Below are 13,439 nucleotides of genomic sequence, written 5' to 3' on the forward strand. Positions count from 1 at the left end.
CGCCGGATTGTACGGAGAGCAGCGCGATCGGTACGCTCCGTGTCCCATGCGACGGAGCAATCTCCCGGCCGAACTGAACCGGTTCGTCGGGCGCGACGCGGAATGTGCGGAACTCGACGGGCTGCTGGCGGAGTTCCGGCTCGTCACGGTCGTGGGCGTGGGAGGCGTGGGGAAGTCCCGCCTGGTCCTGAGGGCGGCGCGGGCGGCGCAGAAACGCTACTGCCACGGGGTGTGGCTGGCGGAGCTCGCGGGGCTGCGCGAGCCGGACCTGGTGGAGCACGCGCTGGTGGAGGCGCTGGGGCTGGCCGACCAGACGAGCAGGCCGCCGCGCGAGGTTTTGGTGGACCATCTGGCGGACCGGCGGCTGCTGTTGGTCCTCGACGGGTTCGAGCACCTGGTGGACGCCTGCGCGGAGCTGGTGCGGCTGCTGCTGTGCGGCGCGCCGGGGCTGACCGTGCTGGCGGCGGGGCGCCGGCCGCTGCGGCTGGACGGGGAGGCGGTGGTGCCGCTTCCGCCGATGTCGGACGAGGACGCCGTGCGGCTGTTCACGGAGCGGGCGGTGGCGGCGTGGCCGGGCTTCCGCGCGGAGGAGGAGGCCGCGCCGGTGCGGGAGCTGTGCCGGCGGCTGGACGGGATCCCGCTGGCGCTGGAGCTCGCGGCGGGGCGGCTGCCGGCGCTGACCGTGCAGCAGGTGCTGGACCGGCTGGACGACCGGTTCCGGCTGCTGACGGGTGGGACGCGGGGGGCGCCGGCGCGGCACCAGACGCTGCGCACGGCGATCGGCTGGAGCCATGAGCTGTGCACCCCGCGGGAGCGGCTGCTGTGGGCGCGGCTGTCGGTGTTCGCGGGGCCGTTCGACCTGGAGGCGGCCGAGTACGTGTGCGGGGGCCCCGATCTGCCGGCGGACCGGGTGCTGGACTTGCTCGGTGAGCTGATCGCCCAGTCGGTGGTGCTGCGGGAGGCGGACGCGGCGGGGCCGCGGTTCCGGCTGCTGGACACGGTGGCGGCGTACGGGGCGGAGTGGCTGGAGGCGCTGGGGGACGCGGAGCGGGTGCGGCGGCGGCACCGGGACTGGTACATGGGGCTCGCGACCTGGTGCGAGCTGGAGTGGTTCAGCCCCCGCCAGGCGGAGGTCGCGGCGTGCGCGGCGGCCGCGCTGCCGAATCTGCGGGCGGCGCTGGAGCTGTGCCTGGAGGTGCCGGGCGAGGCGCATCTGGCGCAGCACATGGCGGGGACGCTGTGGTTCTGCTGGGTGGGGTGCGGGCGGCTGGCGGAGGGGCGGCTCTGGCTGGACCGGGCGCTTGCCCTGTCGTCGGAGCATGAGGAGGCGCGGCTCAAGGCGCTGTGGATCCTGGGGTACGTGGCGATCCTCCAGGGGGACGCGACGGCGGCGATGCGGGCGCTGCACGAGTGCGGGGACCGGGCCGCGCTGGCCGGGAACGCGCTGGCGCTGGCGTACACGACGCACCGGCTGGGGTGTCTGGCGCTGCTGTCGGACGACATGCCGCGCGCCCAGGAGCTGCTGGGCCGGGCGCTGGCCTCGTACCGGGAGCTGGGCGAGCTGAACAGCCAGGTGCTGATGGCGCAGGTGGAGCTGGCGATCGCCAAGGTGTTCCAGGGCGATCTGGAGGCGCGGTGGCGTTGTGCGAGGGCGCGCGGGAGGTGTGCGAGGAGCGCGGGGAGCGCTGGACGCGGGCGTACGCGCTCTATGTGCTGGCGTACGCGGCGTGGACGCGCGGGGATCACGGGGAGGCGCGTGAGCTGCTGGACGAGTGTGTGGTGATCAACCACGCGTTCCACGATCTGGTGGGGCTGGTGCTGGCGATCGAGCTGCTCGCGCTGGTGACGGCGAGCGAGGGCGATCCGGCGGAGGCCGCTGTGCTCCAGGGTGCGGCGGGCGCGCTGTGGGAGTCGGTGGGGCCGCCGCTGTTCGGTTCGGCGTACTTCAGCGCGCCGAGGAAGCTGTGCGAGCGGCGGGCCCGCGAGGCGCTGGGCGCGGAGCGGTTCGGGGCGTACGTGGCGGAGGGCGCCCGGCTGTCGATGGACGCCGCGGTGGCGCGGGCGCTGGCGGGCGGCGAGAGGCGCACCGGAGGCGCGGGGCGCGGGGCTGAGGGGTCTCAGGGGCTGGAGGAGCCTGAGGGGCCGGACGGGCCGGGGGTGTGCGAAGGGGCCGAGGGGTCGGCGGAGCGGGCGGGTCCGGTGCCGGGAACGCGGAAGCCCGCCGGCTCCCCCACCGGAAAGGGCGGGGAGACGGCGGGCTGAGAACCGCGGTGGTGTGGGTACCGCGCCCGGGTCAGCGGGCGTAGTACTCGACGACGAGCTGCTCGTCGCAGATGACCGGGATCTCCTTGCGGTTCGGCTCGCGGTCCAGGCGGAAGGCCAGGGCCTTCAGGTTGACCTGCAGGTAGCGCGGGGTCTCACCCTCGGGGGCGAAGCCACCCTCGCGGGCGACCTGGAACAGCGTCTTGGAGCGGGAGCGCTCGCGGACCATCACGACGTCGTCGGGGCGGACGCGGAAGGACGGCTTGTCGACCTTCTGGCCGTTGACCTCGATGTGGCCGTGGACGACCATCTGGCGGGCCTGGTAGATGGTGCGGGCGATGCCCGAACGCAGGACCAGGGCGTCGAGGCGGCGCTCGAGCTCGACGACCAGCGCCTCACCCGTCTTGCCCTCGGCCTTCTTGGCACGGTCGTAGGCGCGCGCCATCTGGCGCTCGCTGATGTCGTACTGGGCGCGCAGACGCTGCTTCTCGAGCAGACGGACCTTGTAGTCCGAGTTCTGCTTGCGGCCACGGCCGTGCTCGCCCGGCGGGTAGGGGCGGGCCTCGAAGTACTTGACGGCCTTCGGCGTCAGCGCGATGCCGAGCGCACGGGACTTCTTGACCTTGGGACGCGACTGGTTAGGCACGTTCTCCAGACCTCCGAAATAGGTTAGGTTAGGCTCACCTTACTCAAGGAGATCGCATGTCTCGCCCTGGGAACACCACGCGCATCACAGACAGCAGCACAAAGAACGATGCCTCTCAACAGAGCATCGATGTGACGGAGGTCCGATCAGCTCATGGTCAGCCGCGTCCCAGCGGGCCAGAAATCGCGCGGATGCCGTCAGCAGCCGAGCGCACACGAACTCTCGTACAGGGTACATGCTCCGCGGCACTGCTGATTCCCGGAGCTGCCGCGCCCCGCCCCGAGCACCTCTCCCCCGAGACCCGTGCCGTCGGACCCGACGGCGAGCTGCTGCTCCTGTACCCGGCCGACTCGCCCGCCGTACGCGCCGCCGCCCCCGCCCACGACGACGAGCTGCGCGCCGTGCTGGAGCTGACCGACGTGGCGCCCGTCGCCGTCCCGCACCGCATCCGCGGCCGCGCCTGGGTCTCCGGCTGGCTGACCTGCTCCCCCGCGCACACCGAGCCCGGCCACGTCCTGCTCCGCCTGGAGGTCGGGGACCTGTACGTCGACGACCTGTGGGGCGCCGGGCCCGTCGACCCCGAGGAGTTCGCCCGCGCCGAACCCGATCCGCTGCGCGGGTACGAGACGGAACTGCTCCAGCACCTGGCCGCCGCCCACGACACGCAGATGCTCACCCTCACCGCCCTGCTCGGCGACCGCGCCGGCACGGGTGCCCGCGCCGTACGCCGGGTGGCGCCGCTCGCCCTGGACCGCTTCGGGCTGCGGGTGCGCTGCCAGGACGCCGGGGGCGGCACCTTCGACGCCCGCTTCGACTTCCCCGAGCCCGTACGCGACGTGCACGGGCTCAGGCGGGCGATGCACGCCCTGTTCGAGGCGGCCGAGGAGCGGCGGTAGCACCGGCTACGGCTGCTGCTGCCCGGGCGGGGCGCCCGCGCCGTCGCCGCGCAGCCGCTCCCGCACCTTCTCCACCACGTCGGCGTACCGCGCCTCCGCGCCGTAGCGGGTCGGCTGGTAGTAACGCCGGTCCCGCACGGCGTCCGGCGCGTACTGCTGGGCGGCGATCCCGCCGGGCACGTCGTGCGGGTACACGTAGCCCTGCGCGTGGCCCAGCTTGGCGGCCCCCTTGTAGTGCCCGTCGCGCAGGTGCGGCGGCACCGGTCCGGCCAGCCCCGCCCGCACGTCGGCCTGGGCGGCCTGGATGGCGAGGGTCGCGGCGTTCGACTTGGGGGCCAGCGCGAGGGCGATCGTGGCGTGGCTGAGCGTGAGCGCCGCCTCCGGGAAGCCGATCATCGCGACCGCCTGCGCCGCCGCGACCGCCGTGGGCAGCGCCGTCGGGTCCGCGAGCCCGATGTCCTCGCTCGCGGAGATCATCAGCCGCCGGGCGATGAACCGGGGGTCCTCCCCCGCCTCGATCATCCGCGCCAGGTAGTGCAGCGCCGCGTCCACGTCCGAGCCGCGGATGGACTTGATCAGCGCGCTCGCCACGTCGTAGTGCTGGTCGCCGTCCCGGTCGTACTTCACCGCCGCCCGGTCCACGGTCTCTTCCAGCGTGGCGAGCGTGATCTCCTCCTCGCCCTTGGCGATCGCCGCCCCGGCCGCGGCCTCCAGCGCCGTCAGCGCGCGCCGCGCGTCGCCGCCGGCTATCCGCAGCAGGTGCGCCTCGGCGTCCTCCGGCAGGGTGACCGCGCCCGCGAGGCCGCGCTCCTCGGTGAGCGCCCGCTTCAGCAGACCGCGCAGGTCGTCGTCGGTGAGCGGCTCCAGCGTGAGCAGCAGGGAGCGGGAGAGCAGCGGCGAGATCACGGAGAAGTACGGGTTCTCCGTCGTCGCCGCGATGAGCGTCACCCAGCGGTTCTCGACCGCGGGCAGCAGCGAGTCCTGCTGGGCCTTGCTGAAGCGGTGGATCTCGTCCAGGAACAGGACGGTCTCCTTGCCGAAGCCGCCGGCCGCGCGGCGGGCGCCGTCGATGACCGCGCGGACCTCCTTGACCCCGGCGGTGATCGCGGACAGCTCCACGAAGCGCTTGTTGGTGGCCTTGGACACCACGTACGCGAGGGTCGTCTTGCCGATGCCGGGCGGCCCCCAGAGGATCACGGACGAGGCCCCGGCCGGACCGCCCGCGCCCTCGCCGACCAGGCGGCGCAGCGGTGAGCCCGGCTTGAGCAGATGGCGCTGTCCGACGACCTCGTCCAGCGTGCGGGGGCGCATCCGTACGGCGAGCGGACTGCTCGCCGGGTCCTTCTCCTGGCGGTCTTCTGCTGCGGCGGTAAAGAGGTCGGGCTCCACGCCATGAAGCCTATGCCAGCCCACTGACAGCCCCGGCGCCCGCCGCAGAACCCCTGAAGGGGTGCGCGCGACGGGCGCCGGGAACAGCGGTGCGTACGGGCCGGGTCAGAGCAGCTGGTCCCACCAGCGGGTCAGGATCAGCATGAGGATGACCCCGATGTGGACGACCGGCAGGACCCAGGTGAAGTCGTCGAAGAAGCGCCGCAGGCCGGCCGGCGCGGGCAGCACGCCGTGGCGGACGTTGTGCGAGGTCACGTACCAGAACATGATGATCGTCGCGACCCAGGCGAGGCAGCACCACAGGCACAGGGCGTTGATCTCGTACAGGGACTGGATCATCAGCCACACGCAGAAGCCGACGCCGAACAGCGTGCCGGCGTTGAGACCCAGCCAGTACCAGCGGCGGTAGCGGGCGCCGGCGAGCAGCCCGACGCCGATGGCGATCACCATGCCGTAGGTGACGAGGCCCAGCATCGGGTTCGGGAAACCGAACACCGACGCCTGCTCGCTCTTCATGATGCTGCCGCACGCGATGATCGGGTTGATGCTGCAGCCCGGAACGTAGTTCGGGTCCTCGAGGATCTTGAACTTGTCGAGCGTGATGACCCACGCCGCGAGCAGCCCCGCCGCGCCGGTGACGACCAGCATCCACGCGAACGCCCGGCTCGCGCCGACGGTGCGGGAGTCGGAGGACACGTCGTCAACTGCTGAAGTCGTCGTCATACCGGCCGTTCCAAGGTGAGTGCGTCTGCTGGCGTGGGGTGGTGAGACCGTGGTCATTGTGCCGGAACGGGTACGGCGCGCGCCGTTCGATCGGCATAAGTGAGGACCATCGGCCCACGGAAAAGGGCGGGGCCGCCTTCGCGGGCCCCGCCCTTCCCGTCAGGGGCGAACCGTTCAGGCCAGCTTGGCCTGGAGGGTGGCCACCACGGCGTCCAGCGCGACGGGCTCCTGCTCGCCGGACTCCATGTCCTTGAGCTGGACGACGCCCTCGGCCAGGTCCCGCTCGCCCGCGACGAGCGCGAAGCGGGCGCCGGAGCGGTTGGCGTTCTTCATGGCGCCCTTCAGGCCCTTCCCGCCGAACGAGAAGTCCGTGGCGACGCCGGCGCGGCGCAGCTCGGTGACGACGCCGAACAGCGTGCGGCGCGCCTCCTCGCCGAGCGGCACGGCGTACACGCTGGTGCTCGCCGGGATGTCCAGCGTGACGCCCTCGGCCTCCAGCGCCAGGACCGTGCGGTCCACGCCGAGCGCCCAGCCGACGGACGGCAGCGCGGGGCCGCCGATCATCTCGGACAGGCCGTCGTAGCGGCCGCCGCCGCCCACCGCGGACTGCGAGCCGAGCCCGTCGTGGACGAACTCGAACGTGGTGCGGGTGTAGTAGTCCAGGCCGCGCACCAGCTTCGGGTCGTCCTCGAAGGAGACCCCGGCGGCGGTGATCAGCTCGCGGACCTCCTGGTGGTACGCCTTGCACGCGTCGCACAGGTAGTCGCGCAGCAGGGGGGCGCCCGTCAGCTGCTTCTGGACCGACTCGCGCTTGTCGTCGAGGACGCGCAGCGGGTTGATCTCGGCGCGCCGCAGGGTGTCCTCGTCCAGGTCGAGGCCGCGCAGGAAGTCCTGGAGCGCGGCCCGGTAGACGGGGCGGCACTCGCGGTCGCCGAGGCTGTTGAGCAGGATGCGGAAGTTCCGCAGGCCCAGCGAGCGGTACGCCTGGTCGGCCAGGATGATCAGCTCGGCGTCCAGCGCGGGGTCCTCGGCGCCGATCGCCTCGGCGCCGACCTGCGAGAAGTGGCGGTAGCGGCCCTTCTGGGGGCGCTCGTAGCGGTAGTACGAGCCCGAGTACCAGAGCTTGACGGGGAGGTTCCCGGTCTTGTGGAGGTTCGCCTCCAAGGCCGCGCGCAGCACGGACGCGGTGCCTTCGGGGCGCAGGGCGAGCTTGTCGCCGCCCTTGGTCTCGAAGGCGTACATCTCCTTGGTGACGATGTCGGTGGACTCGCCGACACCGCGGGCGAAGAGCTCGACGTTCTCGAAGCCGGGGGTCTCGACGTAGCCGTAGCCCGAGTTGCGCAGGGGCGCGGCGATGGCCTCGCGGACCGCCAGATACGTGGCGGAATCGGGCGGGAGCAGGTCGTAGGTGCCCTTGGGGGCCTGGAAGGTACTCACGGAAGGTCTCTCGTCACATTCCTCGTCGGGGAGCCGCGGGGCTCCCGAGGCCGGCGGCCACCTCCCGCAGATACGGGTTGGTGGCGCGCTCGCGGCCGATGGTGGTCTGGGGGCCGTGGCCGGACAGCACCACGGTCGAGTCGTCGAGCGGCAGGCACACGCGGGCCAGCGACGCGAGCATCTCGTCCATGTCACCGCCGGGCAGGTCGGTGCGTCCGATGGAGCCGGCGAACAGCAGGTCGCCCGAGAAGAAGACCGGCGGGATGTCCGCGGCCTCGGGCATCCGGAAGGTCACCGACCCCTTGGTATGGCCGGGCGCGTGCGCGACGGAGAACTCCAGGCCCGCGAGTTCGAGGCGCGCGCCGTCGCTCAGCTCGTGGACGTCGTCCGGCTCGCCGACGGTCAGCTCTCCCATCAGCGGCATGCCGATGGAGCGGCCGAGGGCCTTCTCCGGGTCGCTCAGCATGTACCGGTCGGACGGGTGGATCCAGGCGGGCACGTCATGGGCCCCGCAGACCGGGACGACGGACGCGACATGGTCGATGTGGCCGTGGGTGAGCACGACGGCCACGGGCTTGAGCCGATGCTTCTTGAGCGTCTCCTCGACTCCCTGGGCGGCCTGGTGGCCCGGGTCGATGATCACGCACTCCTCGCCGGCGGCGGGGGCGACCACATAGCAGTTGGTCCCCCAGGCCCCGGCGGGGAACCCGGCAATGAGCACGATCGTCCTTCGGTTCGTCGTCGCCGGGCGGTGGCCCGGCGGAAGAATGCGGCAGATCAGAGCCTACCGGCGCTGCTCATCCCCCGGCCAACCCGTATACGGTACGGGCACACCAGCCCCCGACAGGAACAGACGACCGACAAGGAGAACACCGGTGGTCAGCAGCGATCAGCGGCGGCGGCAGCTCGCCCGGGAGAAGTTCGAGCGGCAGCAGCGCCGGCGGGAGGAGATGCGGAAGAAGGCCAAGCGCCGCAACGCCGTCATCGCCGCCTCGCTCGCCGTGGTCCTGGCGGCCGGCGGCGCCGTGTACGCCTCCGTCCAGCTGACCGGCCCCGAGACCGACCGCGTCGACCCGGCGGCCGAGCCGAGCGCGGTGCCCTCCTCCGGCGCGCCGTCGGCGTCGCCCGAGCCGTCGATGGCCATCGACGCGAAGGCGGGGTACACGATGGCCCTGAAGACGAACGTGGGCGATCTGTCGATCACCATGGACGCCGCGAAGACCCCCCGCACGGTCAACTCCTTCAAGCACCTGGCGGACAAGAAGTACTTCGACGGCACCAAGTGCCACCGGCTGACCACGCAGGGCATCTTCGTCCTCCAGTGCGGCGACCCGCAGGGCGACGGCACGGGCGGCCCCGGCTACAACATCCCGGACGAGCACCTGGCGTCCCTGGGCAAGGCGGGCCCCGACGGCAAGGTCGCCTTCAAGGCCGGCACGGTGGCGATGGCCAACACCGGCGCCCCGGACAGCGGCGGCAGCCAGTTCTTCCTCGTCTACCAGGACACCCGACTCCCCCCGCAGTACACGCCGTTCGGGACGCTCGACGCCGCCGGGCTCAAGGCGGTCCGGGAGGTGGCGAAGGGCGGTGTCGAGGGCGGCGGCTCGGACGGGGCGCCGAAGAAGCCCGTCACCATCGAAAAGGCCACGGTCAGCAAGAAGTGAACCGATGGATTTCGGTCGCGATTGGAGCGGACAGCCGGGCAGCGGTTCGCCTAGATTGGCGTTGTGCAGCGTGGACTGGATGCGCGCTGTGAAGGACGGGCGAGGCCCGTCCAGGAAACTGTGGACGATGCCCGGGGGGACGACCCCCCTTCGACGGCATCATGTGGAGGAGGCGCTGTGAGCAGCGACCCGTGGGGCCGCGTCGACGAGACGGGCACCGTGTACGTGCGTACTGCCGATGGCGAGAAGGTCGTCGGATCGTGGCAGGCCGGCTCTCCCGAGGAGGCACTGGCCTACTTCGAGCGCAAGTACGAGGGCCTGGTTGTCGAGATCGGCCTCCTCGAGCGGCGGGTGAAGACCACCGACCTGTCCGCGAAGGACGCGATGACCGCGATCGACCATCTGCGCCAGCAGGTGGACGAGCACCACGCGGTCGGTGACCTCGACGCGCTGTCGAAGCGGCTGGACAAGCTCGTCGAGACGGTGGAGTCCCGCCGCGAGGAGCGCAAGGCCCAGAAGGCCAAGCAGGCCGACGAGGCGCGGCGCGCCAAGGAAGCGCTGGTCGCGGAGGCCGAGGAGCTGGCGCAGAGCGAGCAGTGGCGGGCCGCCGGTGAGCGGCTGCGCGCCCTGGTCGACACGTGGAAGGGCCTGCCCCGGCTCGACCGGAAGTCCGACGACGAGCTGTGGCACCGCTTCTCGCACGCCCGGTCGGCCTTCTCGAAGCGGCGCAAGGCCCACTTCGCGGCGCTGGACGCGCAGCGCGAGGAGGCCCGCCGGATCAAGGAGCGGCTGGTCGCCGAGGCCGAGTCGCTGTCGAACTCCACGGACTGGGGTGCGACGGCCGCGCGCTACCGCGAGCTGATGGCGGAGTGGAAGGCGGCCGGGCGGGCGCAGCGCGAGCACGAGGACGAGCTGTGGAACCGTTTCCGCGGGGCGCAGGACGTGTTCTTCGCGGCGCGCGGCTCGGTCTTCGCGGAGCGCGACGCGGAGCAGGCGGAGAACCTCAAGCTGAAGGAGGAGCTCGCCGCCGAGGCCGAGAAGCTGGTGCCGGTGACGGACCTGAAGGCGGCGCGGGCCGCGTTCCGGGCGATCAACGAGCGCTGGGAGGCCATCGGGCACGTGCCGCGCGACGCCCGGCCGAAGGTCGAGGGCCGGATGCAGGCCGTCGAGCGCGCCATCCAGGAGGCCGAGGAGGCCGAGTGGCGCCGTACGAACCCGGAGGCGCGGGCGCGTGCCGAGGGTCTGACGGGCCAGCTGCAGGACGCCGTGGACAAGCTGCGCAAGCAGATCGACGCGGCGCGGGCGGCGGGCAACGACGCCAAGGCGGAGAAGCTCACGCGTGAGCTGGAGGGCCGGCAGGCGCTGCTGGACCAGGCGCTGAAGGGCCTGCAGGAGTTCGGCGGCTGAGCCGAGGCACCTGTTTCCGGGGCCGCCGCGGACGGTTCGGCGCGGCCCCGGACGGTGGCGCCCCGGACGGTTCCGGGGGCGCCGTGGACGCGAGGAGGGCCGGTACGGGAATCCCGTACCGGCCCTCCTGCTTGGGCCCCTGTGGCCGGGGCCGCCGTCAGGGGCGGCGGGCCGAGGTGACGCGGTACACGTCGTACACGCCCTCCACCCCGCGTACGGCCTTCAGGACGTGGCCCAGGTGCTTGGGGTCGCCCATCTCGAAGGTGAAGCGGGAGGTGGCGACCCGGTCGCGGGACGTCTGGACGGCCGCCGACAGGATGTTGACGTGCTGGTCGGACAGGACGCGGGTGACGTCCGACAGGAGCCGCGAGCGGTCCAGCGCCTCGACCTGGATGGCGACCAGGAAGACCGACGACTGGGTGGGCGCCCATTCGACGTCGAGGATGCGCTCGGGCTGCTGGGAGAGCGAGTCGACGTTGACGCAGTCCGCGCGGTGCACCGAGACGCCGCTGCCGCGCGTGACGAACCCGATGATCGGGTCGCCGGGCACGGGGGTGCAGCAGCGGGCCAGCTTCACCCACACGTCTTCGACGCCCTTGACGACGACGCCCGGATCGGCCTTGGTGCGGCGCTTGCCGCGGCCCCGGGAGGGCGGTGCGGTCTCCGCGATGTCCTCGGTCGCGGCCTCCTCGCCGCCGAGGGCCTGCACCAGCTTCTGCACGATCGACTGGGCGGTGACATGGCCCTCGCCGATCGCCGCGTACAGCGAGGAGATGTCGCTGTAGCGCATCTCGTGGGCGAGGGTGACCAGGGAGTCGCCGGTCAGGATGCGCTGGATCGGCAGGTTCTGCTTGCGCATCGCGCGGGCGATGGCGTCCTTGCCCTGCTCGATGGCCTCGTCGCGGCGCTCCTTGGAGAACCAGGCGCGGATCTTGTTGCGGGCGCGGGGCGACTTGACGAAGCCCAGCCAGTCGCGGGACGGGCCGGCGCCGGCCGCCTTGGAGGTGAAGACCTCCACCAGGTCGCCGTTGTCGAGGGTCGACTCCAGCGGGACGAGCCGCCCGTTGACGCGGGCTCCTATGGTGCGGTGGCCGACCTCGGTGTGGACGGCGTAGGCGAAGTCGACGGGGGTGGCGCCGGCGGGCAGCGCTATGACATCGCCCTTGGGGGTGAAGACGAAGACCTCGTTGCGCGACAGGTCGAAGCGGAGCGACTCCAGGAACTCGCTGGGGTCCTCGGTCTCCTTCTGCCAGTCGAGGAGCTGGCGCAGCCACGCCATGTCGTTGATGTGGTCGTCCTTGCCGGCCTTCTTCGGCACGTCGGTGCGCACCTTGGAGGCGCCGGCGACGGCGTCCTGCTTGTACTTCCAGTGCGCGGCGATGCCGTACTCGGCGCGGCGGTGCATGTCGAAGGTGCGGATCTGCAGCTCGACGGGCTTGCCGTTGGGACCGATGACCGTCGTGTGCAGCGACTGGTACATGTTGAACTTCGGCATCGCGATGTAGTCCTTGAACCGGCCGGGGACCGGGTTCCATCGCGCGTGGACGGTGCCGAGGGCGGCGTAGCAGTCGCGGACCGTGTCGACCAGGACGCGGATGCCGACCAGGTCGTAGATCTCCGCGAAGTCGCGGCCGCGGACGATCATCTTCTGGTAGACGCTGTAGTAGTGCTTGGGGCGGCCGGTGACGGTGGCCTTGATGCGGGCGGCGCGCAGATCGGCCTGGACCTCGTCGGTCACTATGGCGAGGTACTCGTCGCGCTTGGGGGCGCGCTCGGCGACCAGGCGGACGATCTCGTCGTACATCTTGGGGTAGAGGATCGCGAAGGCGAGGTCCTCCAGCTCCCACTTGATGGTGTTCATGCCCAGGCGGTGGGCGAGCGGCGCGTAGATCTCCAGCGTCTCGCGGGCCTTCTTCTCCTGCTTCTCCCGCTTGAGGTAGCGCATGGTGCGCATGTTGTGCAGGCGGTCCGCGAGCTTGATCACGAGGACCCGGGGGTCCTTCGCCATGGCGACGACCATCTTGCGGACGGTCTCGGCCTGGGCGGCCTCGCCGAACTTCACCTTGTCGAGCTTGGTGACGCCGTCGACGAGGAGCGCGACCTGGTCGCCGAAGTCGCGGCGCAGGTCCTCCAGGCCGTAGTCGGTGTCCTCGACCGTGTCGTGGAGGAGGCCGGCCATCAGCGTCGCCGGGTCCATGCCCAGCTCCGCGAGGATGGTGGTGACGGCGAGCGGGTGGGTGATGTACGGGTCGCCGCTCTTGCGCTTCTGGCCGCGGTGCCAGCGCTCGGCGACCTGGTAGGCGTACTCGATCTGGCGGAGAGTAGCCGTTTCGATCTTCGGATCGTTGCTCCGCACTATGCGCAGCAGCGGTTCGAGGACCGGGTTGTACGGGGAGGAGCGCTGGACGCCGAGCCGGGCGAGGCGGGCGCGCACGCGGTTGGAGGAGCCGCCGCCGCGGGCGGGGACGGGCGGGGCCGGCTTGGGCGCCGTGACGGGGGCGGGGTGGGCGGCGCGGGGAGGCACCTCGGGGGCCGGCTTGGCTTCGGTGGCCTTGCCCGGAGCGTTCTGCCTGGTGGGGGGCGTGGCGGAGGAAGCCGCGGCCTGGTCGGCCCGCTGATCGGGGGTCGCGGCGGAGAGTGGCTGGGCCTCGTCTGGCAAGGGCGCTCCTCGTGCGGGTCCGGGTCCCCCGGTGAGGCCCGGAAATCCCATGGTATCCACCTCGGGCGTCCCCCTCGCCCCGGACGGGACAGCGACAACGCGGAACGGGTACCCGATGTTCCCGGATGCCCCTCCCGTACGTTTTCGGCCGTTCGGCGCCTTTGCGCGGTGGTGGCGGGGCGGGTGCGGGGCCGCGCGGGCTGCCGGGCGAGCGGGCGGCGGGGTGGGTGCGGGGCGGCCGAGCAGGCCGCGGCGGGCTGCGGGGCGGGGGCCGGATACGGCGGAGGGGCCCGGATGGTGTCCGGGCCCCTCGGGGAGGTGTCGGCCGACCGTCGCGAGGAAGGGGTTTGCGGCGG

At 72.2% G+C, this 13,439-nt stretch carries 9 protein-coding genes and 1 pseudogene; 4 read left to right on the plus strand and 6 right to left on the minus strand.

Annotated features, from left to right (window positions below):
- The first annotated feature begins 46 nt into the window (after window positions 1-46).
- Window positions 47-2,262 (plus strand): annotated as a pseudogene (locus ACSUPT_RS04030) (ATP-binding protein).
- Window positions 2,263-2,293: 31 nt separating this feature from the next.
- Here the strand turns inward: ACSUPT_RS04030 and rpsD are convergent.
- Window positions 2,294-2,908: a 30S ribosomal protein S4 gene (gene rpsD / locus ACSUPT_RS04035; RefSeq protein WP_023589640.1), complete on the minus strand. Its 615-nt coding sequence runs from the start codon at window positions 2,906-2,908 to the stop codon at window positions 2,294-2,296.
- 191 nt (window positions 2,909-3,099) lie between these two features.
- On the opposite strand from rpsD, the gene ACSUPT_RS04040 reads away from it, so the two are divergent.
- A complete protein-coding gene (locus ACSUPT_RS04040; RefSeq protein ID WP_403498951.1) occupies window positions 3,100-3,804 on the plus strand; it encodes a DUF2470 domain-containing protein in 705 nt (234 codons plus the stop codon).
- A gap of 6 nt (window positions 3,805-3,810) precedes the next feature.
- On the opposite strand, the gene ACSUPT_RS04045 is transcribed toward ACSUPT_RS04040, so the two are convergent.
- The 4 genes from ACSUPT_RS04045 to ACSUPT_RS04060 all read right to left on the minus strand — a co-directional run bounded on the left by ACSUPT_RS04045 (window position 3,811) and on the right by ACSUPT_RS04060 (window position 8,074).
- Window positions 3,811-5,193 (minus strand): replication-associated recombination protein A, encoded by a 1,383-nt coding sequence (locus ACSUPT_RS04045; protein WP_351962979.1) that lies wholly within the window; start codon window positions 5,191-5,193, stop codon window positions 3,811-3,813.
- 105 nt (window positions 5,194-5,298) lie between these two features.
- A complete protein-coding gene (locus ACSUPT_RS04050) occupies window positions 5,299-5,916 on the minus strand; it encodes a vitamin K epoxide reductase family protein (RefSeq protein ID WP_351962980.1) in 618 nt (205 codons plus the stop codon).
- Window positions 5,917-6,090: 174 nt separating this feature from the next.
- A complete protein-coding gene (gene hisS / locus ACSUPT_RS04055; protein WP_436943479.1) occupies window positions 6,091-7,353 on the minus strand; it encodes a histidine--tRNA ligase in 1,263 nt (420 codons plus the stop codon).
- A 13-nt stretch (window positions 7,354-7,366) separates the two neighbouring features.
- Window positions 7,367-8,074, minus strand: coding sequence for an MBL fold metallo-hydrolase (locus ACSUPT_RS04060; RefSeq protein ID WP_351962982.1), 708 nt, complete (start codon window positions 8,072-8,074; stop codon window positions 7,367-7,369).
- Window positions 8,075-8,228: 154 nt separating this feature from the next.
- Between ACSUPT_RS04060 and ACSUPT_RS04065 the strand changes: the two genes are divergently transcribed.
- On the plus strand, window positions 8,229-9,017 hold the full coding sequence (locus tag ACSUPT_RS04065) for a peptidylprolyl isomerase (protein ID WP_436943480.1): 789 nt from the start codon (window positions 8,229-8,231) through the stop codon (window positions 9,015-9,017).
- Between the two features lie 177 nt (window positions 9,018-9,194).
- Complete coding sequence (locus ACSUPT_RS04070; RefSeq protein WP_351962984.1) at window positions 9,195-10,424, plus strand: DUF349 domain-containing protein; 1,230 nt, start codon at window positions 9,195-9,197, stop codon at window positions 10,422-10,424.
- Between the two features lie 157 nt (window positions 10,425-10,581).
- Here ACSUPT_RS04070 and ACSUPT_RS04075 read toward each other — a convergent pair whose 3' ends face one another.
- Window positions 10,582-13,083, minus strand: coding sequence for a RelA/SpoT family protein (locus tag ACSUPT_RS04075; protein WP_351962985.1), 2,502 nt, complete (start codon window positions 13,081-13,083; stop codon window positions 10,582-10,584).
- Window positions 13,084-13,439: the final 356 nt, after the last annotated feature.

This window comes from Streptomyces sp. SudanB25_2051, assembly GCF_964272635.1.
Taxonomy (GTDB): Bacteria; Actinomycetota; Actinomycetes; order Streptomycetales; family Streptomycetaceae; genus Streptomyces.